General features: G+C 66.1%; 24 protein-coding genes. 8 read left to right on the top strand and 16 right to left on the bottom strand.

The window, feature by feature from the left end:
- On the top strand, positions 1-193 hold a 193-nt coding region (locus tag AC5WS7_RS38380; RefSeq protein WP_495959560.1), incomplete at its 5' end, for a hypothetical protein.
- A 47-nt stretch (positions 194-240) separates the two neighbouring features.
- Here the strand turns inward: AC5WS7_RS38380 and AC5WS7_RS38375 are convergent.
- The 4 genes from AC5WS7_RS38375 to AC5WS7_RS38360 all read right to left on the bottom strand — a co-directional run bounded on the left by AC5WS7_RS38375 (position 241) and on the right by AC5WS7_RS38360 (position 4,057).
- A complete protein-coding gene (locus AC5WS7_RS38375) occupies positions 241-873 on the bottom strand; it encodes a TetR/AcrR family transcriptional regulator (RefSeq protein WP_495959559.1) in 633 nt (210 codons plus the stop codon).
- 400 nt (positions 874-1,273) lie between these two features.
- Positions 1,274-2,323, bottom strand: coding sequence for a 4-hydroxy-2-oxovalerate aldolase (dmpG, locus tag AC5WS7_RS38370; protein ID WP_495959558.1), 1,050 nt, complete (start codon positions 2,321-2,323; stop codon positions 1,274-1,276).
- 14 nt (positions 2,324-2,337) lie between these two features.
- Positions 2,338-3,261, bottom strand: a complete 924-nt coding sequence (locus tag AC5WS7_RS38365) for an acetaldehyde dehydrogenase (acetylating) (protein ID WP_495959557.1) — start codon at positions 3,259-3,261, stop codon at positions 2,338-2,340.
- A 10-nt stretch (positions 3,262-3,271) separates the two neighbouring features.
- A complete protein-coding gene (locus AC5WS7_RS38360) occupies positions 3,272-4,057 on the bottom strand; it encodes a 2-keto-4-pentenoate hydratase (protein ID WP_495959556.1) in 786 nt (261 codons plus the stop codon).
- A 140-nt stretch (positions 4,058-4,197) separates the two neighbouring features.
- Here AC5WS7_RS38360 and kstD point away from each other — a divergent pair, with 140 nt between their 5' ends.
- Positions 4,198-5,892: a 3-oxosteroid 1-dehydrogenase gene (gene kstD, locus AC5WS7_RS38355; protein ID WP_495959555.1), complete on the top strand. Its 1,695-nt coding sequence runs from the start codon at positions 4,198-4,200 to the stop codon at positions 5,890-5,892.
- A gap of 40 nt (positions 5,893-5,932) precedes the next feature.
- Entirely contained in the window at positions 5,933-6,796 is an 864-nt protein-coding gene (locus tag AC5WS7_RS38350; protein ID WP_495959554.1) for a MaoC/PaaZ C-terminal domain-containing protein, read from the top strand.
- Between the two features lie 306 nt (positions 6,797-7,102).
- Here AC5WS7_RS38350 and AC5WS7_RS38345 read toward each other — a convergent pair whose 3' ends face one another.
- The 9 genes from AC5WS7_RS38345 to AC5WS7_RS38305 all read right to left on the bottom strand — a co-directional run bounded on the left by AC5WS7_RS38345 (position 7,103) and on the right by AC5WS7_RS38305 (position 14,900).
- Entirely contained in the window at positions 7,103-7,735 is a 633-nt protein-coding gene (locus AC5WS7_RS38345; RefSeq protein WP_495959553.1) for a maleylpyruvate isomerase N-terminal domain-containing protein, read from the bottom strand.
- Between the two features lie 266 nt (positions 7,736-8,001).
- Positions 8,002-8,430, bottom strand: coding sequence for a hypothetical protein (locus AC5WS7_RS38340; protein WP_495959552.1), 429 nt, complete (start codon positions 8,428-8,430; stop codon positions 8,002-8,004).
- The gene (locus tag AC5WS7_RS38335; protein ID WP_495959551.1) at positions 8,427-9,701 is read right to left on the bottom strand and encodes a DUF58 domain-containing protein; all 1,275 of its coding nucleotides are present in this window, start codon (positions 9,699-9,701) and stop codon (positions 8,427-8,429) included. Before AC5WS7_RS38335 ends, AC5WS7_RS38340 begins: the two co-directional genes overlap by 4 nt.
- 403 nt (positions 9,702-10,104) lie before the next feature.
- On the bottom strand, positions 10,105-11,067 hold the full coding sequence (locus AC5WS7_RS38330) for an AAA family ATPase (RefSeq protein ID WP_495959550.1): 963 nt from the start codon (positions 11,065-11,067) through the stop codon (positions 10,105-10,107).
- 32 nt (positions 11,068-11,099) lie between these two features.
- On the bottom strand, positions 11,100-11,621 hold the full coding sequence (locus tag AC5WS7_RS38325) for a hypothetical protein (RefSeq protein WP_495959549.1): 522 nt from the start codon (positions 11,619-11,621) through the stop codon (positions 11,100-11,102).
- 64 nt (positions 11,622-11,685) lie between these two features.
- Complete coding sequence (locus AC5WS7_RS38320) at positions 11,686-12,621, bottom strand: DUF4129 domain-containing protein (protein ID WP_495959548.1); 936 nt, start codon at positions 12,619-12,621, stop codon at positions 11,686-11,688.
- A gap of 207 nt (positions 12,622-12,828) precedes the next feature.
- Positions 12,829-13,974, bottom strand: coding sequence for an RNA polymerase sigma factor (locus AC5WS7_RS38315; protein WP_495959566.1), 1,146 nt, complete (start codon positions 13,972-13,974; stop codon positions 12,829-12,831).
- Positions 13,971-14,378, bottom strand: a complete 408-nt coding sequence (locus AC5WS7_RS38310; RefSeq protein ID WP_495959547.1) for a YciI family protein — start codon at positions 14,376-14,378, stop codon at positions 13,971-13,973. The genes AC5WS7_RS38315 and AC5WS7_RS38310 overlap by 4 nt, the downstream gene beginning before the upstream one ends.
- Before the next feature lie 24 nt (positions 14,379-14,402).
- Positions 14,403-14,900, bottom strand: a complete 498-nt coding sequence (locus tag AC5WS7_RS38305; RefSeq protein ID WP_495959546.1) for a pyridoxamine 5'-phosphate oxidase family protein — start codon at positions 14,898-14,900, stop codon at positions 14,403-14,405.
- Between the two features lie 666 nt (positions 14,901-15,566).
- Between AC5WS7_RS38305 and AC5WS7_RS38300 the strand changes: the two genes are divergently transcribed.
- Positions 15,567-16,673, top strand: coding sequence for an LppU/SCO3897 family protein (locus AC5WS7_RS38300; RefSeq protein ID WP_495959545.1), 1,107 nt, complete (start codon positions 15,567-15,569; stop codon positions 16,671-16,673).
- A 197-nt stretch (positions 16,674-16,870) separates the two neighbouring features.
- Here AC5WS7_RS38300 and AC5WS7_RS38295 read toward each other — a convergent pair whose 3' ends face one another.
- From AC5WS7_RS38295 to AC5WS7_RS38285, 3 genes are read right to left on the bottom strand one after another with little or no spacing between them, the layout of a single operon-like run.
- Positions 16,871-18,325, bottom strand: coding sequence for a protein kinase domain-containing protein (locus AC5WS7_RS38295; protein WP_495959544.1), 1,455 nt, complete (start codon positions 18,323-18,325; stop codon positions 16,871-16,873).
- A 30-nt stretch (positions 18,326-18,355) separates the two neighbouring features.
- A complete protein-coding gene (locus tag AC5WS7_RS38290) occupies positions 18,356-18,991 on the bottom strand; it encodes a restriction endonuclease subunit S domain-containing protein (protein WP_495959543.1) in 636 nt (211 codons plus the stop codon).
- Positions 18,988-20,970: an N-6 DNA methylase gene (locus tag AC5WS7_RS38285; RefSeq protein WP_495959542.1), complete on the bottom strand. Its 1,983-nt coding sequence runs from the start codon at positions 20,968-20,970 to the stop codon at positions 18,988-18,990. Before AC5WS7_RS38285 ends, AC5WS7_RS38290 begins: the two co-directional genes overlap by 4 nt.
- A gap of 235 nt (positions 20,971-21,205) precedes the next feature.
- On the opposite strand from AC5WS7_RS38285, the gene AC5WS7_RS38280 reads away from it, so the two are divergent.
- The 4 genes from AC5WS7_RS38280 (at position 21,206) to AC5WS7_RS38265 (ending at position 25,085) form a co-directional block, all read left to right on the top strand.
- Positions 21,206-21,571, top strand: coding sequence for a DUF732 domain-containing protein (locus AC5WS7_RS38280; protein WP_495959541.1), 366 nt, complete (start codon positions 21,206-21,208; stop codon positions 21,569-21,571).
- Between the two features lie 132 nt (positions 21,572-21,703).
- On the top strand, positions 21,704-22,000 hold the full coding sequence (locus AC5WS7_RS38275) for a hypothetical protein (protein ID WP_495959540.1): 297 nt from the start codon (positions 21,704-21,706) through the stop codon (positions 21,998-22,000).
- Positions 22,001-22,082: 82 nt separating this feature from the next.
- On the top strand, positions 22,083-23,699 hold the full coding sequence (locus tag AC5WS7_RS38270; RefSeq protein ID WP_495959539.1) for a DUF6119 family protein: 1,617 nt from the start codon (positions 22,083-22,085) through the stop codon (positions 23,697-23,699).
- 60 nt (positions 23,700-23,759) lie between these two features.
- Entirely contained in the window at positions 23,760-25,085 is a 1,326-nt protein-coding gene (locus AC5WS7_RS38265) for a DNA sulfur modification protein DndB (protein WP_495959538.1), read from the top strand.
- Positions 25,086-25,209 lie beyond the last annotated feature (124 nt).

The raw sequence follows: 25,209 nt of genomic DNA, 5'->3' as shown, positions 1-25,209 counted from the left end.
CCCGCGAAGCGATAGGTTCAGCAACACCAACCCCAAGGTTTTCGGCGCGGGCTCGTCGTTCAGCCCTCGAAGCGCATGGCCGAAGGCCGAGTCTCGAGGGCTGAACGACGAGCCTTACAGCGCCGAAAACAGCCGGAGCGAAGCGGAGGCCAAGGACACAGCCGAGTCGCGAGGGCTGAACGACGAACCCTGAAGCGCGCCGAAAACCCGTCGGAGCGAAGCGGAGACCAAAAATCCAGCTCAAGCGCCTACCGCGCCGATGATGATGCGGCGCAGCACCCGGATGATGTCGTCCAGGCTGGGGCGGGGGTCGGTGCCGCTCCAGGCGTCGACGACGTAGTTGACCGCGCCGATGATCGCCAGCACACGCATCTCGTAGTCGCCGGTCGGGATTTCCCCGTGCAGCGCTGCGTCTTCGGCGGCGCCGGCCAGCAGCGAGCCCCAGGCGCGGCGCAATTCGAGGCGGAACTTCTCCACCTTCGGTCCCGCGCCCACCACTTCGACCAATGCCACGCGGGCCTTGCGCGGATCGCGGCCGACGGCCTCGATATAGGCGCGCACGCACGCGTCGATGACCTCGACCGCGGGCCGATCGGCATGTGCGGCCAATGCGGCGGCGACCGCGTCCCGGGATTGCCGATCGATCTGTTCGTAGAGCTCGAGTAGCAGCGATTCGCGACCGGTGAACTCCTCGTAGAACTGTCGCGAGGAGAGGCCGGCGTCTTTGCAGATCGCGCCGACCGAGCTATTTGCGTACCCGTCTCTGGCGAACACCGTCAATCCGGACTCCAGAAAACGCGCACGTCGTTGTCGCTGCCGGTCTTCTACGGGCTGCCCGGCGTACATTCTGCCCGCATTAGTCTCCTGTGACATTGCGCCAGACAATACAGAAGGGCCCGATCCCCTCGTCATGGATCGGGCCCTTCGTTTTCACCTTCGACCAACCGAGTATTAGCCGAAAGTTGGCTGTATTACCGGCAATACCGATGACCTACCGCACCGGGCCGATGACCAGCCGTTAGCCAACTCGGAGCATTCCAAGCGGCCTTGGCAATCATAACCTTTTTATCGGATTTTTCTAGAGTTAATTCGAAACCTCTCACTGAGCGCATGCCGAACCGCCCACCATTTCCGGGAACGTCCGGTACGGCCTATCCCCACATCGCCCGGGGGCCGCAACTCGTTACAACAGAAAGAAAACTGACACCTGTTACAAGAACGACGCAGGGGCCGCGGACGGTGATCCGTCCACGGCCCCTGCGAGCGACTGCGGTCAGGCGGTGACGGCCTGCTCGCGCTGCAATTCCAGCGCGATGTCGATCAGCTGGTCCTCCTGCCCGCCGACCAGCTTGCGCTTACCCGCGCGCACCAGCATCTCCGCCGCGGAGACGCCGTACCGCTCGGCTTGGCGCTCGGCGTGCTTGAGGAAGCTCGAGTACACGCCCGCGTAGCCCATCATCAGGGCCTGGCGATCCAGCAGGCACTCCTGCGGCATGGCCGGACGCACCACATCCTCGGCCGCATCGGCGATCGCGAAGAAGTCGATCCCGGTCTTGATGCCGATCTTGTCGGCCACCCCGATGAACGCCTCCACCGGAGTGTTCCCCGCGCCCGCACCGAACCGCCGCGCGCTCCCGTCGATCTGCTTCGCGCCCGCGCGCACCGCGTAGATCGAGTTCGCCACGGCCAGATCGAGATTCTCGTGCCCGTGGAACCCGACCTGCGCGTCGTCACCCAGTTCGGCGACCAGCGCGGAGATGCGATCGGACACCTGGTCCAGCACCAGCGCGCCCGCCGAGTCGACGACGTACACACACTGGCAGCCGGCGTCGGCCATGATCCGCGCCTGCTTGGCCAGCACCTCCGGCGGCTGCGAATGCGACATCATCAGGAATCCGACCGTCTCCAGGCCCAGATCCCGCGCGTAGCCGAAGTGCTGGATCGATACGTCCGCCTCGGTGCAGTGCGTCGCGATGCGCACGATCGATGCGCCGTTGTCCTGCGAGATCTTGATGTCCTCCTTCACCCCGACACCGGGCAGCATGAGGACCGCGATCTTGGCCCGCTTCGCGGTCTGCGCCGCGATCGTGACCAGTTCCTGCTCGGGGGTCTTGGAGAATCCGTAGTTGAACGAGGAGCCGCCGAGGCCGTCGCCGTGCGTCACCTCGATCACCGGGATGCCCGAGTTATCCAGGGCCGCAACGATATCGCGCACCTCGGTCGCGGTGAACTGATGACGCTTGTGGTGCGATCCGTCCCGCAGCGAGGTATCGGTGACGCGAACGTCCAGCTCCTGCGAATAGGGCTGCTTCACGTAATTCATGGTGGTGCTCCCTTCTACACCCGGGCCGAGAGGATCTGATCGGCGACGACCTCGCCGACGCGCGTCGCGGCGGCGGTCATGATGTCCAGGTTGCCCGCGTACGGCGGCAGGAAATCACCCGCGCCCTCGACCTCCACGAACACCGAAACCTTCGCCATCCCACCGGAAATCACGCTCGGCTCGTCGAACTGCGGCTCGTTGAGCAACCGGTATCCCGGCACGTACTGCTGAATGTCCGCGACCATCCGGTGGATCGATTCGGCGATCGCGGCGGTGTCGGCGTCCTCGGGTATCGCGGCGAAGATGGTGTCGCGCATGATCATCGGCGGCTCGGCCGGGTTCAGGATGATGATCGCCTTACCCCGCTTCGCCCCGCCGATGGTCTCCACGCCCTTGGAGGTGGTCTTGGTGAATTCGTCTATGTTCGCCCGGGTTCCGGGCCCGGCCGACACCGAGGACACCGATGCGACGATCTCCGCGTAGGGCACCTCGACCACCCGGGAGACGGCCGCGACGATCGGAATCGTCGCCTGCCCACCGCAAGTGATCATGTTCACGTTCGGGGTGTCCAGATTCGCGTCCAGGTTCACCGGCGGCACCACCGCCGGGCCCACCGCGGCCGGAGTCAGATCGATCGCGCGGATGCCCGCCTCGGCGTACTTCGGCGCGTACTCGCGATGCACGTAGGCCGAGGTCGCCTCGAACAGCATGTCCGGCTTCTCCGGCAGACCCAGCAGCCAGTCCGCGCCCTCGTGCGAGGTTTCCAGGCCCAGCCCGGCCGCGCGCTTCAAACCCTCACTGTCCGGGTCGATTCCGATCATCCAACGCGGTTCGATCCGGTCCGAACGCAGCAGTTTGTACAGCAGGTCGGTGCTGATGTTGCCGGACCCGACGATCGCGGCCGAAACCTTCTTCCCGGCATTCCCGTTCTCGCTCACTCGAGCCTCCTCAGCTGAAACGCAAACGTACAGAACCGAGTCCGTCGAACTCGGCATGGAAGTCATCGCCCGGACGGGCATCGATCGCGCGCGTGCACGAACCGGGCAGCACGATGTCGCCGGCCTTCAGCCGCACGCCGAACGAGGCGACCTTGCGCGCCAGCCAGGCCACCGCGATCGTCGGGTCGCCCAGGACCGCATCGCTGCGTCCCTCGGCGATCGACTCGCCGTTGCGGGTCAGGCGCGCGTCGATCTTCTTGATATCCAAGGCATTCGGCGCGACTCGCTCCGGTCCGAGCACCCAGCCCGCCGACGAGGCGTTGTCGGCGATGGTGTCGCACAGGGCGATCTTCCAGTCCTTGATCCGGGTGTCGATCAGCTCGATCGAGGGGGCGTAGGCGACCGTTGCGGCCAGTACGTCGGCCTCGGTGCAGTCCGCACCCGGCAGATCCGCACCCAGCACGAATCCGACCTCGACCTCGACCCTCGGAAAGAGATACTTCGAGGTGTCCACCGGTGTGTTCTCGAACACTTCCATCTCACCGAGCAGATGGCCGTAGTCCGGCTCGTCCACGCCCATCATCTTCTGCATCGCCTCGGACGACAGGCCGACCTTGTGGCCGACGACCTTCGCACCGGCAGCCAGGCGAGCACGGATGTTGACCAACTGGATCTCGTAGGAATCGACCACGTCGATCTCGGGATACCGGGCGACCAGCGGGTCGATCGGCACCCGGTCACGCTCGGCGGCCGCGAGCTCCGCAGCCAGTTCCCTCCGTACCGCGTCGGACAGCACGCTACTTCCTTCCACTGGGGGCCCGGTCGGGTGGCCGAGACAGAAACTGAAACGAGTTTTCCTGCGGAAACCTGCCCCAGCAGTACCTTCTGCCAGACCAATATAGACCAAACGTAGGCCGATTCTATAACGTGTTCTACATGACTGATCGGGAATACGACGTGGTGGTGGTCGGCAGCGGCGCCGCCGGTATGACGGCCGCTCTCGCCGCGGCGCACCACGGCCTGCGCGTGGTGCTCATCGAGAAGGCCGCGCACTACGGCGGGAACACCGCGCGCAGCGGAGGCGGTGTCTGGGTCCCGGGCAACAAGGCGTTGCGGGCCTCGGGCCGCCCGGACGACCGCGAGGACGCGCGCACCTATCTGCACGCGATCATCGGCGACGGCGCACCGGCCGAGCGGATCGACACCTATATCGACCGCGGCGCGGAGGCGTTCGACTTCGTGCTGGACCACACGCCGCTGAAGATGCGGTGGGTGCCGAACTACTCCGACTACTACCCGGAGGCTCCCGGCGGCCGCTCCTCGGGACGTTCCTGTGAACCCAAGCCCTTCAACGCCAAGATCCTCGGCGATGAGCGGTTCAAGCTGGAGCCGCCGTACGCGAAGGCTCCGCTGAACGTCGTGGTCACCCAGGCCGACTTCGTCAAGCTGAACCTGATCAGGCGTCATCCGCGCGGCATGCTGACCGCCATGCGGGTCGGCGCGCGCACCTACCTGGCCAAGTGGACCGGTAAGCATCTGCTCGGCATGGGCCAGGCACTGATCGCCGCCATGCGCAAGGGCCTGATGGACGCGAATGTGCCGCTGCTGCTGAACACCCCGATGACCGGCCTGGTCGTCGAGGACGGGCGCGTGGTCGGCGTCGAGGCGACTCAGGACGGCCAGGCCGTCACCTTCCGCGCGCGGTACGGCGTCGTCCTCGGCTCCGGCGGCTTCGAGCACAACGAGCAAATGCGCCACAAGTACCAGCGTGAGCCCATCGGTACCGAATGGACAACAGGTGCGGCCGGAAATACCGGCGACGGAATCGTCGCGGGCATGGCCGCGGGCGCGGATATCGACGTCATGGAGGACTCGTGGTGGGGGCCGACCCTGTTCAAGGGCGGTAAACCGTGGTTCGCGCTCGCGGAGCGAAATCTGCCGGGCAGCATCATGGTCGACGCGGCGGGTAAGCGTTTCGGAAACGAGTCCGCTCCTTACGTCGAGGCCGTGCACACGATGTACGGCGGCAAATACGGGCAGGGCGAGGGGCCGGGCGAGCATGTGCCCGCCTGGCTGGTGTTCGATCAGCGGTACCGCAATCGCTACATTTTCGCCGGTTTGCAGCCGGGCCAGCGGATTCCGTCCCGCTGGATGGAAAACGATCTGATCGTCAAGGCCGACACCCTCGCGGAACTGGCCGCCAAGATCGGCGTTCCCGAACAGGCACTCATCGAGACGGTCGAACGGTTCAACTCCTTCGCCGAGAAGGGCAAGGACGAGGATTTCGGCCGCGGCGACAGCGCGTACGACCGCTACTACGGCGATCCGACCGTCAAACCGAATCCGAGCCTGGCCGCCCTGGTCCAGGGCCCGTACTACGCCGCCAAGATGGTGCCCGGCGATCTGGGCACCAAGGGCGGGCTGGTCACCGACACTTCCGGACGGGTGCTGCGCGAGGACGGGACCGTCATCGACGGGCTGTACGCCTCGGGCAACTGCTCGGCCCCGGTGATGGGCCACACCTACGCCGGTCCGGGCGCGACCATCGGCCCCGCGATCACCTTCGGCTATCTCGCGATCAAGGACATCACCGAGCGGGTGAAGCCCGCCGCCGGCGCGGTGAGCAAGTAGCGCCATCGACAACGCGGCCACGATCAGCTAGGAGAACTACATGCCGATTGATCCGAAAGTTGCACTGGGAGCGGCCCTCACACCGCAAGAGTTCGCCTGGACGCCCTCGGATGTGCAGCTCTACCACCTGGGTCTGGGCGCGGGCGCGCGCTGGACCGATCCGGGCGAGCTGCGTTATCTGGACGACCGGGCCCCGCAGGTACTGCCGACGTTCGCGACGGTCGCGCCGACCATGCGGGTCACCGAACCGCCGCGGGTGAGTTTCCCGGGCGTGGAGATCGACCTGGCCAAGGTGGTGCACGCCAGTCAGGAGGTGGTCGTGCACCGGCCGATTCCGGCCGCGGGCAAGGCGTCCAGCACCGGGCACATCACCGAGGTGTGGGACAAGGGTTCGGCGGCGGTGGTCGCGCACGAAACCGTGGTCACCGGTTCGGACGGCGAATTGCTGTGGACGGCCAAGTCGTCCATCTTCGCCAAGGGCGAGGGCGGCTTCGGCGGCGAGCGCGGGCCGAGCAGCAAGATCGAATTGCCGGACCGGGCACCGGATTTCAATGTGACCACGCCCACCCTGCCGCAGCAGGCCCTGCTCTACCGCATGTGCGGCGACCGCAACCCGCTGCATTCGGATCCCGAATTCGCCCGCGCCGCAGGCTTTCCCAATCCGATCCTGCACGGACTGTGCAGCTACGGCCTGGTCTGCAAGACCGCCGCGGACGCCGTGCTGGATTCGGACACCAGCCGAATCACCGGATTCCGCGCGCGATTCGCCGGTGTGCTCTACCCCGGGGAAACAATCCGGTCCCGAATGTGGTTGGAAAGCAATGAGCTCGTCATCGCGGCCACGGTGGTGGAACGGGACGAGGCTCCGGTTCTCAGCGACGTCCGACTGACCTTCACGTCCTAGAATCACCCGACTCCGCCGCCCCGGCGCCGGAGGAGGCGCGCAGCGGTCCCCTCATCCCGCTGCGACCTTCGTCCCGCCGGGGCGGCGGACTCCATCCACCGCCCTGTCACCGGTCGAGCCGGAACCAGCTGCCGCTCAGCGTCTCCCGGGATCAATGAGCCCGTCCTCGACGGTCACATCTCCATCGCGAGAAAGATTCGCGTCAACAGATCGGGAGCGGCCGGACGGTCCAGCGACACCGGCAACCACAGATCCCGCACGACGACAACCGCGGATCCGGCGTCGGCGGCGTGCGCTCGGCCGTGCTCAGAATGCGGTGATGGTTTCGGGGGCACGCTCGGCGCGGGTGAGGGCGCGCAGCACGGCGGGTTGACCGTGCCGGGCGACGGCCGAGCGGGTGAGCAGGTCGAGTACGGGCTCGAAGATCCGGGGCGGGAACGAGGGCGTCTCGATGCCGATGCTCACCGCCAGATCATCGGTGTGGACCACGATCTCGACCAGGCGAGTCAGCAGGAAGTCGTTGAGCAGCAATGGAATACCCAGGAAGGAGATGACCTGGTCCGCGGGTGCGTGCGACAGCGCGGTGTGCTGATCCGGCAGGGCCGCCTCGATCCGCTCGATCAACGCCCGCGCGCCGTCGGCCGCTGCCGCCTCACCGAATCGCCGGATACGGACATTGGCCTCGTGGTCGACATCGACACCGAAAGCGGCCGCGCGGCTGAAGAATTCGAGAGCGCCAACCGGCTCCAGCTCCGAAGCGCCGGCCTCCAGCACCCGCGATACGTGCGAGATCTGCGACGCCAGATGTCCGGCCAGCCCGCGAACGCTGAACTCCGCCAAGGCACTCGGCCCCTCCCACGCCGCCGCGATCGCCGGATCGGCGAGCAGTACCGGCACGGCACGAGCCGCTTCCAAGTAGGCATCCGCGCGGTCGATCATCGGCTTCCCTTCGGCGACAGCATGAACGACGTCGCGGTCAGGCTATCGCGGATCGCGCGCGGGCAGAATTCAGCGCCGAGCGCGAATTCAGTCCTTCGGGAAGCCGGTCGAGAACAGGCCGCCGATCGCGGCAGCGCAGACAACGGCGACAACGGGAATGATCCACATGCATCCAGACTACAAGCTGTAGTAGTTACCTCTACATAATTGTGCCCAGCATCACCGCAGGCAGGAAGGGGTAATCACCGCCGCACGAGCGATAGCGGTCAGTCATCCGCCCGTGCGGCGACACCCCGGATCACCAGCGCGAACACCAGCACCGCCAGTACCGGCGCGGCCAGCGGGACCCATTCCAGCCGGGCGGGAACCTCGGTCGCCAGGACCGCCACGGCGGCGAAACAGACCGCTCCCGCCACCGACGGCAACGTCGTCGGAACCACTCCGACCGGCGCGGACACCGTGGCCGTATTGAGCAGATAGGTGGTGGCCACCAGTCCCGTCGCGGCCGCGGCGAGGGCGCCGGAATCGGCCCAGGCCAGCGCGCCGAGCGCGACCAGAACCGCACCCACCGCGCAGATCCGCAACCACCATCCCGCGACCACCAGCGCCGCGGCCGGGATCGCGAGCCAGGGCATGACGATCCCCACCGCCGTGATCAGCAGCAGACCGGACAGCACCGCGAGGAATCTGGTCATCGCCGCACCCGCACCAGTCGTCGGCGGTCCGGGATCAACCGCATCACCTGATCCAGCCGGGTTCCCTCGGACCAGGCCACGATATCCACCCCGACCGTGCCCATGTCGCGGTACATCGCCATCCGCTCCAACTGCCACATCCGCGCCATCGTCGGATCCAGCTCGTCGCGAAACGGCGTGCCGCGCAACACATCCACGACCACCACGACATGTCCGCGCTTGCGCAGATCGATCAGCGCCAAGGCGAATTCGGTGTCCAGCAACGTCGAGAACGCCACCACGATCGCGCCGAGCGGCACCGCCGCGTGCGGGGCCAGCGAGCCGGAGGTGGACATATGCTCCTCGCCCACGTCGAGCACGGTGTCCACGATGCGGTAGAACTGCCGGCGCCCGATATCGGCCCGCAACCAGCGCGGCGACTGCCCCAGGCACACCACCGCGGTCCGGTCGCCCGCCTGCAGCGCGCTCTGGGCGACCTGCGCGGCCCCACGCACCGACAACTCCAGCGAATCCGCCGCCGGGCCCGGAGCCTGTAGCGAATGATCCAGCAGCACAACCACATCCGCGGCGCGGTTGGTGAGCCGCTCGGTGACGTGCAGCCGCCCGCGCCGCGCGCTGACCGACCAGTTCACCGTGCGCAACTGATCACCGGGCGTATACGCGCGAATGTCGGCGTATTCCACTCCGGGCCCGTGCCGGCGCGTCAGATGGGTGCCGATCCGTTCGGGATATTCGGTGCGCGGCAGCCGCATCGGCTGCGGGTCGGCGACCGGATACACGTACACCTGCCCGGCGGGCAGGCTCACCGCCGCGGTGGCCAGGCCCGCCGGACTCAGCGCAGTCACCCGGATCCGCACGGGATAGCGCCCCCAGCGCGCGGCCGACAGCGCCATCCGCAGCCCGGCCGGCGCGGTGCCGGAATCCACCGACTTCTCCACCCGCAGTTCCATACCGTCGAGTTGTTCGGGTTTGCAGCGCAGCAGGGCATGACCGTCCTCGACGAAGGCCGCCGCGGACAGCACCACCTCCTCGCCCTCGAAGCAGCGCAGCACGCCTCCGCCGTCGACCTGAATCTTGGTACGTGCCAACTGGATCGGCGCGCTCGCCAGCACGCCGAGCATGGGCGCGGCGAATACCACCAGCTGCCAGCGGCCCAGGATCACCGCCGCGGCGAGCGCGATCCCGCCCACCACCGCGAGCATGTAGACCAGGGCGGCGGGCCGCCAGCGTAGTTCGGCCTCCGTCGCCGAGCTCGAATCGCGATGTCTCATAGGCACTTCCCGTTACGAAGGCACAGCAGGCCGGGCACACGCTGCCGCGTGGCGCCCACCCCCGCGCCACTCACCCCACCCCCGAGTCCACCGCCGGCCAGGCTCGCGATCATCCCGGAGCTGCGCACCGGTGCGACGGGCCGCCGGCGGATTCCAGCCCCCCTCGCCGAACTCGAACCACTCACCAACCCGCCGCACGAGCCACTCGCGAATACGCGCGCTGCGGCGGGCCCGCGGACCGCGGCAGTGGACCGCCGATGCAGTTCTGCCTCCATCGCCGAGGCCGAACCACTGTGCCCCATCGGCGATCTCCAGCCGCGAGCCTGGTTCCCGGGCGCGGCCTCGCGCCGCATCGCCGCGCTCACGAACTCGCCAGTGGTCGCGCTCATGCCCCTGGTCGCGCTCATGTCCCCATGGCCCGCGGAACCCGCAGGCGGCGAAGCAATTCGGCGATGACGTCCTCGCCGCGAATGCGCCGCACCCACATCTCCGGGCGCAGGGTGATGCGATGTGCCATGGCCGGAACGGCGAGGGCCTTCACATCTTCCGGAATGACGTAGTCGCGTCCCTGCAACAGCGCACGGGCGCGAGCCATCTGCACCAGATCGAGTTCCGCGCGCGGGCTCGCGCCGACCTCCACCTGCGGATGGCTGCGCGTCGCCGCGGCCAGCGAGACGACGTAACCGACCACATCCGGGTGAACGGTGACGAATTCGACCGCGTGCCGCATTTCCAGCAGTCCGGCGGCATCGACGACCTGGCCGACCTGCGGTGGCACCGAACCGCGTTCGAGGCGACGGCGGATCATCTGGGTCTCGTCGTCCTCGGACAGATATCCCAGCCGAAGTTGCAGCGAGAAGCGGTCGAGCTGAGCCTCGGGCAGCGGATAGGTGCCCTCGTACTCGATCGGATTGTCGGTGGCCAGCACGATGAAAGGCTGTGGCAGCGGGAAGGTGTCGCCGTCGATGCTGACCTGCCCCTCGGCCATCGCCTCGAGCAGCGCGGCCTGGGTCTTGGGCGGCGTGCGGTTGATCTCGTCGGCCAGCAGCATATTGGCGAAGACCGGGCCCTTGCGGAAGTTGAACCGCCCCGAGTTCATGTCGTAGATGGTCGAACCGATCAGGTCCGCCGGTAGCAGGTCGGGAGTGAACTGCACCCGGGTGAAGTCCAAACCCAGTGCCGCGGCGAAAGATCGGGCGATGAGCGTCTTGCCCAGACCCGGTAGGTCCTCGATCAGGACATGACCTCCCGACAGCACCGCGATCATGATCAGCTGCAGTTCGTCCTGCTTGCCGACCACGACCCGCGACACCTCGCGCAATACCGCGTCGGTGCGTTTGACGGTCGCGTCCAAAGGTTTCGTCATAGCTGAACTCGCACGTGTTTCCAACCCTGTTTTCACATTTCCTGAAGCCGACGCAGGATCTCGTCCAGCGCGGCACGGCCCGGTGCACGCGAATTGTCATCGCGCAGTTGGGAATCGGCCGGATCCACCCAGCGCCACAATTCCGGTCCGAATTGCAACCGGCCCGCGGCCTCGGTGGCCCTCCGGTCCTTGGCGATGCGATGTCCGCTCGACAGCTCGAACTCCTTGGCCAGCAACGGCCGCAGATGCCGATCCCAGTCCGCGCGGCTGCCGTCGGCTCGGTCGACGAGCATCTCCGCGCGGGCCCGCCAGCGGAACAACATCTCCGTCGGCCCGTTCTCGATATCACTGTCCGCCGGGTCGGCCGGACCGTCGGACTTCGTCCGCTCGGCCAGCGACCGCACCAGCATTCCCACCGCGCACAACACCAGTACCCCCGTCAGTACCGGCAGCAGTGCACGTTGATTGTCGTACCCGACCGCCTCGATCAGCAGGATCAACGCGATCGATCCGCCCACGATCGCCCCGCGACCCCAATCGGACATCCCGGTCATGTGCGCACCTCACCCTTGTTCGCACATGACATACGTTGCGCCACTGGAGTATTCGGGTGGCCGGTCACGATTCGGCCCTCTGCAGATCGCCCAGCACGATGCGCAGCAACTGTTCCGCCCGCATGCGCTGCCATTCCAGCATCGAGTGCGGGCTGAATCGCGCCTCCTCGAAGAGGATGACCAGCTCACGAGCCGAGGCGTCGCGCAGGACGCCGCGGTCGAACGCGCGCGCCAGCACCTCCGAGGGAGTGTCGGAGATCAGCGGAGCCACCTCGCGGGCACGGGCGAGGCCACTTTCCATGGCGACGTAGCAGGCGATGATGGCCGCGCGCGGGTCCTTTCCCGAAGCGATCATCGCGGCCAGGCCCATCTCGGCGACCTGGGCGAGGGACACCGCCTGCTCCGCCGGTGCGGACTCCGGCTCGGCCGCCGGTGCGTGCACGCGGCGCCGAGTGCCGACCCCGACGACGATCAGTCCCACGATCGCGGCGAGGATCAGCGCACCCGCGGAAACCCCGATGACGATCATCGCGTCGGGACTCAGCGGCGATTCGACATTCGGCCCCGGTGTGGGCGGTGCGGTGGTGGACGGCTCCGCCACGGACGGTTGCGCGCCCGGACTCTGCGACGGCGACGCCGGATGCACCACACTGAGCTGATAGATCGCCCAGCTCACCGCGCCGAACACGGCGATCACCGCGAGCGAGACCAGCAGGAACAGACCGACCCGGCCCTTGCGCACCGGCCGCCGCACCCGATCCGGATGTGCGTCGGGCAGCGCCAGCGGCAGCCGATGCTGACTGGTGATCACACCCGCCAGCAGGATGACGATCGACACCAGCGAAAGGACCGGCATCAACGCCACGGCGATCACCGAAGGCGGCGACCCCACATGCGGTCCGTCACCACCCGGCAGATATCCGCGCAATGCGATGACGGCGAGCGCCAGCAGTGCGATCAGCCCGATCGCACGCGGTATCGCCGTACCCACCCCGACCACGGGCTGTTCTCCAATACTTCCGCACTGCCACGAGCAGCCACATCGTTACATGCCGAACGGTCCGTGAGAGGCGAAATGGCCAGAGCAGCCGCATTTCTACCGCGTACCGGGGGCGATGTCTCGGCACTGTCGGAAAAATTTGTGAAAAAGCACAGTGGGCCGGTCGCGGATTTCGAGACATGGACGACGCGCGTCCGGAGAAACCGGTCAGGAACGCAAAATCTCCCGCAGCCGCGCCGCCTGCCGGGTGAGGTGATCGCGCTCCGGCACACTCATGGCAGCCTCGGCCGCCTCCCGGTACAACTCGGCGGCCTGTTCCAGATCACCGGCGCGTTCGAGCAGATGCGCGCGCACCGCGGCATACCGGTGCAGACCGGGATCCACCGCCTCCAACTCCGCCAGACCGGCCAACGGTCCGTCGGCCTCCCCGACCGCGACCGCGCGATTGAGCCGAACCACCGGGTTGTCCGTGAACCGCAGCAACTCGTCGTACCACTCCACGATCTGCACCCAGTCGGTCTCGGCGGCGCTCGGGGCGTCCGCGTGTAATGCGGCGATCGCGGCCTGGGCCTGGTATTCGCCCAGCCGGTCGCGGGCCAGCGCCGCTTGCAGAATCGTCACTCCTTCCGCGATAAGCGCTGTGTCCCAACGGTTTCGGTCCTGTTCGGCGAGCGGGATCAGCCGCCCGTCCGGACCCGTGCGCGACGCCCGGCGGGCATGATGCAGCAGCATCAGCGCCAACAGCCCCGCGACCTCGGGTTCGTCGGTCGAGGCAGCGAGCTGACGGGTCAGGCGAATGGCCTCGGCCGCGAGATCGACGTCACCGCCGTAGCCCTCGTTGAACACCAGGTACAGCACTCGCAGCACCGTCGCCGGATCGCCGGGCCGGTCCAGCGACTGCCCCGCCAGGCACCGCTTGGCACGGCTGATCCGTTGCGCCATGGTCGATTCCGGCACCAGGTACGCGGTCGCGATCTGCCGCGTGGTCAGGCCGCCGACCGCGCGCAACGTCAACGCGACGGCCGAACTCGGCGACAGCGACGGATGCGCGCACAGGAAATACAGCCACAGCGAGTCGTCCGCATCCGGCACCGGACCGCTCGGCGGCTCCGTCTCGACCGCGAGTTCCCTTCCCCGCCTGGCTGTTTCGGCCCGGGTGGCATCGAGGAACTTGCGCCAGGCGACCGCGACCAGCCAGCCCTTCGGATCGCGCGGCGGATCATCGGCCCAACTCTCCGATGCCCGAATCAGCGCCTCCTGCACGGCATCCTCGGCCGATGCGAAATCCGCTCCGCGCCGGACGAGAACACCGATCACCGCGGGCACGAGTTCCCGCAGCAGCGACTCGTTCACTCGGTCGTCGTGCACGTCGCGGACAGGAACGGCCGCAGCTCCAGCCACTCCCGGATCGGCTCGCCACCCGCCCCCGGCGCCTCGGACAACTCCGCGGCCAGTTCCAGTGCACGCTCATAGGTCTCGACGTCGATCACCATCCATCCGGCGATCAGATCCTTGGTCTCCGCGAACGGGCCGTCGGTGACCGGCGCGCGCCCCGCACCGTCCGAACGCACGAACGTCCCCTGCGGCGAGAGCGCCTGATGGTCGACGTACTCACCGGTGCCCTCCAACTTCGCCGCGAAATCCTCCATGTACCGCACGTGCGCAGTGATCTCCTCCGGTGTCCAACGGTCCATCGGCTCGTCGTTCACCGCTGCGGGCGCGCCCCGATAATGTTTGAGCAGAAGGTATTTGGCCATCATCGTCTCCTCGGGTGTTCGTGCTCAGGCGCTCCGACGTTCGGTGCGCTGCCGGGCCAGTTCCTCGACCGCCGTGGGCAAGGTCGTTTCGAAGTCGATCAGCTTCACCCAGGTCGGCGTGATGACGATCCGGACCATGCCGTCGTACAGCGACCGCACCTCGGCCTCCCATTCGACGCGCTGCTCGGGCGTCATCTCATAACTCCCGTTCATCTGCAGATACTCCTCCGGAATGCCGTCCACGACATCCAGCTCGGCCGAACCGCGGATGAGCAGAATCCTGGGCGGATGCACCTCGGTGTCGATCGTCAGCGCAACCTGTGGATTGTGCCGCAGCGAGACCAGCTTCGGGGCATTCTTCGACGTGCACAGCACGATCCGCGACCCGTTCCAGGTGAAGGCGATGGGGACGTTGCGAGGCGTGCCGTCCTTGGCGACATACGCCAGCCGAGTCAGATCCCGAGCCAGCAGCTCCCGGCTGATCGGCCGGTCCAGAATTTCGGTGATCTTGTGCTGTTCCATGGCTGTCACTCCTGGTGTCGGGTCCGCGAGCGGGCCGTTCTCGGCCGCTCGTACCGCTGGGACGGAGCCGGTTACCGGTTCTCGACATCCGTGGCGAATTCTTCTCGACATTTCTTCGCGCAACCTCCGACCGGCGGAACGGTCTGGTCTTCCCATAGGACAAGCTGTGCCCGCGGCACTGTGCGCAACGCATCCAGCCGATATTCGCCGTCAGCTGTCCTCGGAAATGCCCATCGGGCACCGGTCGCAGCCCGTCGAGCAGCGCCGGGCTCGGAGTCACAAGTACGCCACGTTCGACGACGACGTGGCCTGCGGTAGCCAAGGGGCCCGGTGAAATGAGCCCCGCGCATCGGCGGAACTCCACCTCGAGCCGCCGTGATGGCGACGATCGGCGTCGGCCTGGCCGGGATCCCTGCCTCGCCCCTGGGACGTACCGCTCAGTGGGCCCTTTTCTCAGTGGCAAGTGGGGTGGTGCGACGGTAACGTTTCGGCGGTCGTGTTGAGGAACGTTGGGGGAACACTTGTGCTGTCGGCGGCTGTCGAACGCAATCCCGTGCCCGCGCAGCGATTCTCAGCGGCCGACGGGGTGTGGCGGCGGCACGCGAGGGTGCCGGACCGCGGGAATCCGGCACCCCTGGTGGACGAGAAACCGTAAGGACATCACGAATGCAACCGCAACCCCCGCCGGGATCGTCGAACAACCCGTCGGGACAGTCCGGGAACCCGCAGGACGGGAATCCCCAGCCACAGTCCGGATATCCGTCGGGACACTCCGGATATCCACAGCAGGGGCAGCCGACGCCGTGGCAGGCGGGTTATCCACAGCAGGGACAGCCTGTTGGTTATCCACAGGCGGGCCCGCCGATTCCGGGGCAGACGGGATATCCACAGGCGACCGACCCGACCACACAGATGCCGCAGGGACAACCCGCGACAGGCTGGGGACAGCAGCCCGGTTATCCACAACCACCGCAATCCGCAGGTCAGGCGGGCTATCCACAGCCGGGGCAGTCCGGCGCGGAGCCGACGACCCATCTGCAGCAGACGCCCGGTCAGGCGAACTATCCCCAGCCCGGACAGGCATCGGGCCAGCCGGGTCAGCCCGCACCCGGTCAGGCGAGTTATCCACAGGGACAATTCGCGCCCGGCCAGGCGTACGACCCGAACGCCTATCCACAGGGGCCGACGATCGCTCCCGGTGGACAGCCGCAATCGTGGAGTAGCGGCGCGGCGTCCGGACTCGGTGCGGGTGCGGCAGGGGTCGGCCGACGTCTGAGATCCGGCCTCGGCTCCTTGGCCGGACTCGCGATCGTGTCCGGCCTGATCTACCTCGTCAGCTGGGGTTGCCACCAGATCAACAAGCCCGATGCGGAGAAGGTCCAGGTGGGCCAGTGCGTCAAGGTCGCGGGCACCACCAACGACCCCAAGGTCGACATCACCGACTGCAGCAGCATGGACGCCAACTACAAGGTGGCCGAACGCCAGGACAAGAGCACCGCCACCTGCCCCGACGGCAACTACGCGAGCGTCTGGCAGACCGGCTCCGGCGGCTACAACCTCTGCCTGCAACTGAACGTCAAGGACGGCGACTGCCTCGACAAACAGTCCGACAACACCGTCAAGGTCGCCTGCGACAGCCCCGAAGCCAACTACAAGGTCACCAACGTCCTGAACAACACCACCAGCGACAGCGCCTGCAGCAACTCCGCCACCAAATACCTCACCTACTCCAAACCCGAGGAAATGGTCGTCTGCCTGAGCACGGTGCACTGACCACATCGGCCCCGGAGACCTGCGCGCACATGGAGCTCCGGGGCCGAATGCCCTCGCCATTCGGCCGGTGAGTCGATGCAGGAGCCTCCGGATGAGGCAACGCAGCCGACACCCGCAAGGCCGGCTGCCTCCGCGCCGGACAGGTGAGGCTCGGGCGACCCCATCGCTCGTCTACTACCCGCCGGATCGCTGCACCATCAGTTCGAACCCGGATTCTCGGCAGGCCTGGCCCCCACTTCGATGTGCCGAATCTGCTTACCCAATTCGAATGCCCGACGATCGTTCTCCCCGTACCGAATCGACATCTGACCGTGCAGTCGCCGCAGCCGCGCCAACGCCGCGTCGATGTCTCCGGCCTGCACGTTACAAGCGGCCAGCTGTCGTTGACAGGCCATCACCTGTTCGTCGTACGGTCCGCGTTCCGCGGTGAGGTCATCTATGAGTGCGCGGAACAGCTCAGCCGCGGCAGCGAATTCGCTGTTGTCGACGTACAGCGCGGCCAGGTTCGAACGCGCCTCGACAACGTCGGCATCACGCGCACCCAAATGCGAAACCGCGGACTCTACAACTTTTTTCAACCCATCGATGGCCCGGGTGTATCGAGATTCGGCGGCGAGATCACGGGCACGATGGATCGCGCGGCGGATGTCGGACCGGCTGAAATCAGAGTCGCGAGGCGGTGACGCGACCGTCGCGCCGGTGGTGATGATCCTGGACGATGCCACGGTTGTCGGTGTGACAGCTACGGCCGAGCTCACCGCGGCTGCGTACATTCGCGCCGGACCGTGGAAGTCGCCTACCTCCGGTAGATCACCGAGGCCGTCCGCATGTCGCATCAGCACGGTGTGCACGGTGGCGGCGTCCTCGGGTCGGCGTTCGGGCGACTTCGCGAGCATGCTCATGATCAATCGCGCCATATCGGTCGGAACCTCGGGACATTCGCGGCGAATCTCGGGCGGCACCCACTTGACTTGGTTCTCCCACACCACGTACGGCGAACTACCGGTCATCACACGATCACCGGTGAGCAGCTCGTACAGCACGAGCCCGAGTGCGTAGAGATCGGTTTGCGGTACTACTGTGCGCCCCTCGACCTGCTCGGGAGCCATGAATGCCGGTGTGCCCGGGGCATTTCCGGTGTTGGTGTAGCGGGTCATCCCAAAGTCGGTGGTAACAGCCAGCCCGAAGTCGAGCACTTTCACCGTCCCATCGCCGCAGAGCATCAGATTCGATGGTTTGAGATCACGGTGATAGATCCGGTTGCGGTGCGTCGCTGCCAGAACCGCCGACACCTGCGCACCCAGCGCGGCTACTACCCTGACGGATAGCGGTCCACGGCGAGCGAGCAGGTCGTCGAAGGTGATGCCCTCGATGAATTCCATGACGAGGTAGGGACGTTCCGGCGGGCCGGGCGCGATACCGGCGTCGTGGATCGCAGGCATACCGGGATGGCTGAGCTGGGCCATCAGCTCGGCCTCGCGCAGAAATCGCTTGGCCCAGTTCGGGTCCCGGTCCAGATTCGAGTGGGTGAGTTTCACCGCGATCCGGCGTTTGAGGTGCCTGTCGTAGCCCTCGTACACCTGTCCCATCCCACCGGCGCCGATCTCCCGGACGAACTCGTACCGATCTCCGTCGATCTGTGGTTGCTCCACCACTACCTCCGCGAGTACCGAAGCGCCGGCCTACTCCTGGACCTCAGCCGGTCGCAACTCCCCTGCCGCCAGCCCCCGTACACCAGACCGCACCAGCTGCTCGATCATCGTACGTCTATGCCGCCATGTCACTTCGAGTTCATGTAGCTGCCGGAACGCCATGCCGATTCGGCGCTGTTCCGCAAGCGGAACCCGCGGGATCGCCACCCGATACAGGTCGGTGGGACCGGATTCGACGGCCGCCCGCAGGACTCCAGCAAGAAACTGTGGATCGATGGAGTTCGGATTCCCGCGCACCAGATGGATCCCGGGCCCCAGCAGCACGTCGGTCTCGGAGCACACGTGGACTGTCCCTTCACCTTCCATAACCACTGCCACATCCGAGGACCGCACGACAATCACACCCGGCACAGCCGCATTCCCCCGCCGCGAGGCGGCTCGACCCAATCGAATGTCCTTGGCGGACAACATCGGTGTGTCGCCACCATTCAGTCCGACGGTCGGGGGCGACTCGTGAATGCTCAGCGCGTCGGCCGCGACCAGATCCTCGAGCGATACGGTGTCACGCGCTGCCTGACCTGTAACGAGATCCGGTGGGACAGTGAGCGGCTCGTCGATCAACGCCGTCCGCAGCTGGGCGTAACCACCCGCCGAATCGCCGTTCACGGCTTACCCCCGCGCCTTTCGCGATTGTCCTCTGGTGCCAACGCGCCCGCGGTCAATCCGGTTGTGATGAGTTCAGCGGCCTGCTCGGCAGCCTCGTCCGCCCGACGCGCGGCGGTGCGCAACAGGAACAATTGCCGGAACACCGCACCATACCGACGTTGTTCGTCGAGTGCGAGCACCGGAACACGGAGCCGGCTCGGATCGAATCGCACGGTGGATGTTCTTGTCGCCGAGACGTTTTCGGCACCGGTCAGGAAGCCGGCCAGGAACCATGGGTCCAGGCGCCGATTATCGACTCGCAGGACGTGGATATGCGCTCCGAGCACCGCACCGGCATCCGCCGGCGTGGCGACGCGAGCAGTCCGGCCACCACTGCGCGCACTACGCACGGCGGGCATGAGAACGTCACCGGAACACACTTCTACGGGTTCGTCGGGCGCCGAGCCCATATCACCGGTGGCGGGGTTACCTTTCGCCACATCCGGCGCGGTCAGTACCCGACGCCGGTCATCGGCGTCCGCCTCCGATCGTGGTGGCGCGGCCCGAAACCATTGCAGCTGACCGTGGTTGGCCAAATCTGCGACGGTGACGAACCGCCGTGCTTTCCCATCCGATTCCACACAGCCGGGCACAGCGGTAACGACGGAGTCCAATTCCGCCGCGGCGGCGCTCAAACTGTTGAGGGAGACGGCGACCTGTTGAGATATCGCCGCCGAATCGAGCGACGAGCGCACATATCGAGCGGGAGTGAGATCGATGTCGTCATCGAGCAGATCGACCAGGCGCACTACCGCCGAAGCTCCTGACTCCGCCGCCGCGTCCGGACTCTCACCGTCGAAGGCGCGCCACATATCGACCACGACGTCACGATCGAGACGGTCCCCGTCCGAATGCACAGCAGCACCTGTGGAGTCGACGAATAACAGTGAATCCGGCACCCCGGCACCAGGTTCGGGCCGACGCAGGACCCAGATCTGTAACCCGACGTGCCATGGCTGCGCGACTCCTGGTACCAGGCCGATCACCGCACGCAGGGCTCCAGTGCGCACGAGATTGGACCGAATCTTGCGTCCGGAAGTCCGAGTCGCGACAGCGGGCGGCAGCAGCAGCACCGCGATGCCGCCAGGCCGCAGATGCGCGAGCGCGTGCTGCACCCAGGCGAGTTCCGGTTCACCGCGCGGCGGTAGACCATAATCCCAGCGCGTATCGAAGGCCAACTCCCCTGAGCCCCAATCGCGTTGGCCGTAGGGCGGATTGCACAGCACCGCGTCTACCCGCAGTCCGGTGTACGCATCGTCGATCAGGCTGTCTCCAACTCGCGCGGTCGCTCGTACCGAAGTCTCCGCCTCGATCAGCAACCGGGTGCGCTGCACCTGCACCGGCAGCGAATCCTGGCCATACAGCTCAACGGCGCCCTCCTGCGCGGCCGCGAGCAAGAGGGAACCGCTGCCACACGCCGGATCGAGCACACTACGCACAGTTGTCGTGGTCGAGGACCTCGACAAGGCGGCCATCACCGACGCGACGCCGGGCGGGGTGATGTAAACACCGGTCGCAGTGGCCTCGTCCAAGGCACGTTCGGACAAGATGTCCAGCGCGGCGCGAACCCCGTCGGCCGCCGCAGCGGAGCTCACCGCCGAAGCGACCTCGTCGGCCAGTCGGCGATCCGCTACGCCGGGGGCGGACCACGTGTCACCGGAGCGGCGCAGGGCCGTCATCACCTCGATGATCACCTGGGGCGTCGCGCGCGACCGCACCAGTGTGCGCAGCTGTGCCTCCGGCGACTGTGCGGCCTCGACATTGTGTTCTACCAGCCACTTTCGCACCGCGTGCAGATCGAACAGCGGCCGAGTCTCACTGCCGTCGATCGGATCGGGGAAGTCCTCGTGACGGCGCCGCCAGTTACTGACCGTGGCCCGGGTGACGCCGGCGAGCCGAGAGATCTCCGCCGCACTGATCTTCGATACAGGTTCCGACATACCCCTCCTCTAAATGTCCTGCTCACACCCTGCTCGACGGTTGACCAAAAATCAATCTCCAAATCTCTGTTGACAATGTTTTCAGCACATCATACTGTTTGCATCAGCTTCAAAGACCCGCCGGAACTCATCGGCCCGGTTCGAGAACAGCTCGTATCGACACTCGCGAAGACCGATCCGGTCGCCGTCCGAATCCACACGGCTCCAACCGTTTTCCACCCTCACAGGAAGCATCATGAACGCCGCTCGCACCCTCGCGTCCCTGCTCGCCGCCGGCGCCACCGCCGCTCTGCTCACCGCCACCGCCGCAAGCGCTCTGGCCGCGCCTGACACCGGCTCTGCCTCGGGCTCGAGCGGTTGCGGCACCCGAAGTCCGGCCGACCAGCTGTTCCTGAACAGCTATGCCGAGGCCTACGACACCTGCGACAGCCAGGACGCGGCGATACAACTCGCTCAGGCGGAATGCAATTGGCTTCGGGCATATGGCAATTCGGCACACAACCAGATCGTGATCGCGGAACGCTCCCGCCCCAGCGTGAAGTACCCGTACATCTTTCTCGACGCCGCCATCACGGCCTACTGCCCGCAGTACGAAATCTGATTCGCCCTTGCCGGTAACGGTTCCGCCCCGCGGACCGAGAGACCCACACGCCGGGCCGGTGTCCGCTCTGGCCTGACATCCGAAACCTGCTCCGACACTTCGCCGGAACTCCATCCACAACATCGAGGAATCATGAACAAACGCACCATCGGCGCCGCTCTGCTCGCCTCTACGGCGGTCGGCGTACTCGCTACCGCCAACGCTGGCTCGGCATCGGCGGAAACCAATATCCGCTCCTACTCCGGCTACGGTGCCGAACAAGCCTGCGCTTTCGACAAGGTTCGCCTGCCGTATCACGCGGGCCAGGAGGTCGTGCTGTGCGATCGCGGTAACCAGGGCGTCTACCACCTCACCGTGGTGCCCAACTCCGAAATCCCCTTGCACCTGGCTCGACTCATGGTCACCGGCAGCTTCGACGGGTTGTCGTAGCGAGCCCTTGGATCAGGCCCCGCGCACGCAAGTCCACGGGGCCGCACTGCCTCGAAACACTGATCACGGAAAGGAATGCTCGATGTCTCGCCGAAGTTCGATCTCCAAACGCATGAATCTCTATCGGATGGCCGAAGATACGACCCTCCCGGACGCGCTTCGAGAGCAGTACCGGGAGCCTTCGGAGAAATTCCACGTCAGGCGTGTCAGCGTCGCCGGAGCGACGGCGCTGCTGGTCGACGGCGCTTTCGAAGGCCCCAGTGCATGGGCCGGGGACGTGTCGCTCCTGACCGATGTCGACGTATCTCAGGCCAACCGCTCACCCGGCGCCGTCCTGGTCATCAAGGACAGCTCCGCCGCGCTGTGGGCGTTGACCTGGGGCGTCGGTTTCCAGCTGCTCGATCAGGAGAAGGTCGACTTCCGCTTCGGAACCCGGGTTCTGGCCCGGTCCGCCCTGCCGACCGAAATCAAGTCGATCACCAAGTCGGTCCTGGACCACCGCGCCCGTGTCGACCACACTGTTCTGCCCGGTGGCAGCACGATGCGCGGGTTCGGTGTCGATGGATACGGCGAGATCGTCAACCGAGTCGACGCGAAGGCGCAGATCCCCGGACTGGCCTGCGGTAGCGCGCCGATTCCGTTGCACGCCAGGGATTCTCTGAGCGTACCGCTCGGCAAGCGGCCCGAAAGCTTGATGTCCGATCTGCAGGTGCTGAACACGCTGCTGGACGAGCCGGTCCTGCCGGGCCTGGAAAGTGTCGAGCAATTGGTCGCGTTGAAACCGAAGGATCCCATGGTCGCCGAGCTGGACCGCCGCCTCGCTGCGCGCCTGCTGGGAAAATCGACGGAACCGATCGGCATAAGCTGGCCGCACGCACGGGCCGACGTCTCCGGCCTGATGGAAAGTTGCAAGATCAGCGGCCTCGGCACTCGCCGAGCAGGGATCCACGAGGAGATCCCGGATATCGAAGAGGTGTCGACCTGGTTTACCGGGCAGAACGAGCAGTCCGTCCTGCGGCGTCTGGGATCGATATCGCTGGAGATCCATAGCGAGGCGGAACCGTCTACGACGACCGCGATTTCGCGGCCATTGGCACTTCGCCGCTGGCTGGCTTTCGAGGTGCGGGACAACGCCGCTCGCTACTGCCTCCATGACGGATCCTGGTACCGCATGGACGACCGCTATCTGGATCGAATCGACCAGCGGGTGGAGAAAATCCTTTCCGCGCCTGCCTCGATCACGCTTCCGCCGTGGCGGCGGGGTCTCGACGAGAGGGATTACAACATCCAGGCGGCGCAGAAGATCGGTGGCTACTCGATCGACCGCAACCTGATGAAAACCGCGCTGCACACCCATGGCATCGAGCCGTGCGACATCCATGTTCGGCCAGGGATCTTCGTGCACGTCAAGCGCGGCCGCGGATCGTCTGATCTGAGCCATCTGTTCGCGCAGACCCTGGTCTCCTGGGAGGCGCTCACCTACGACGAGACCGCGAGATCCGCTTGGCTGGAAAAGATCTCGGAGCAGGTGGGCAGTCCGGTCACGGATGTAGCCCTGGACGAGGTGGTGATCGCCATCGGCAAGGCTAAGCCGATCACGAAGGACACCCTGTTCACCTTCTCGAAGGTGAACTTGGTCAAGCAGTGCGACCTACTGCGTGATGTGCGGGTTCGGGTCATCGGCATCCCGGAGAGTTGAAACCGGCCGGATGGTATTCGCCTGCGGCGTAACGGTTTTGCTCCGCAGACCGAGACAGCGATGGCCGAGTATCGACCACTACCGAACAGATCCTCGACCAAATCTTGGAATCACTACCGTTTCAGGGGATTTCACATGTCAGAAAACCATATGGGGCTGATGGAGCACGACGGCCTCGACAACGCACTGAAGGCGGCGTCCGCCGACGCCGCGGCAGCCGGGGCACGTGTGTTCCCCTGCACCGTCTTCCAACAGGGCCGACGCACCATGGTTTCCACGTCGTTCCCGTATTCCTTTCTCGCCCGCCAGGTCGTCTCCGAATCGGTGGAGAAGGGCGGCGATCCCGCGAACACCACGAACCGGCCGCTGCTGGCCGATCACGTCAAGAACATCAACGCCTACGTGCGCGACAACGCCGAGAACTACATCCTGCCGCCGGTGACGCTCAACGCCCGCCAACTTCCCGCTCTCCACGTCCCGCGGGGCAACTTCAAGAATCGCCTGGGCTTCATGGTGATCGGCGATAATGTCAGGTTCTACGTCACCGACGGCCAGCATCGCATCACCGCGATCAAAGGCCACGGCTCCGGCCGCGGCGCTGTACCCAGCTTGGTCGATTTGGGCTGCGGCTTCGAAGACGACAGCCTGGCGGTGTTGATCGTCGTCGAAGACGAGCTCAAGCGGATTCACCAGGACTTCGCCGATGCCGCGCAGACGAAGCAGATTCCGGCGAGCCTGCTGGCGGTGTACAACACTCGCGAGCCGGTCAATGGTGTCCTCGCCGACCTGGTCGACCGGACCCAGTTCTTCCGGGGTCGTGTCGACGCCACGTCCAAGACGCTGCCGAAGGCCTCGCAGTCGGTCTTCCTGCTCAACCAGGTCCGCCAGTTCGTCAAGGAACTGCTCTTCGCCGACTACGCCCTCTCCGAGGATTCGGTCGCTCGGCAGAGTGCCCAGCAGTTGGCCGACGAGTCCGCACGCGAAGAGTTCGTCACCGATGCGGTCACCTTGATCGACTCGCTGTCGGAACATATGGATCCATGGCGGGAAATCTGCGCCCTGCCGACCACCGGCGGGCCGGCGAATCAGGTTGCGGGCTTCCGAGACAAGTATCTGAACATGACCGCGACCGGGTTGGTCGTCATCGGGCGGGTCGCGTACGAGATCCGCAAGAGCCCGGATCTGGGATGGCGGAAAGAGATGTACCAGCGGCTTGCGACGCAGGTTGATTGGCGTCGAACCGCACTGATCTGGCAGGGGAACGTCGTGACCAAAGACGAGAAAGCACCGACCGATCAAGTACCGAAAGTATCGACCCATCGTGGACCGGTCCGCGATGCCGCGGATCGAGTGAAAACCGAACTGGGCTTGGGATCAGCCGTCTGAGAACGACTGCGCCGACTGGATGGCGTGTCGCTTCGGTCGGCACGAAGACCGCCACCGGGCGAAGCGACGTCCGGTCGGCATCCCCGCCCAGCCACGTGTCACATGACGCCCACAACCGCCGATA

This window comes from Nocardia sp. PLKS1-43, from assembly GCF_059510335.1.
This window is presented reverse-complemented; position numbering and strand designations above follow the sequence as displayed.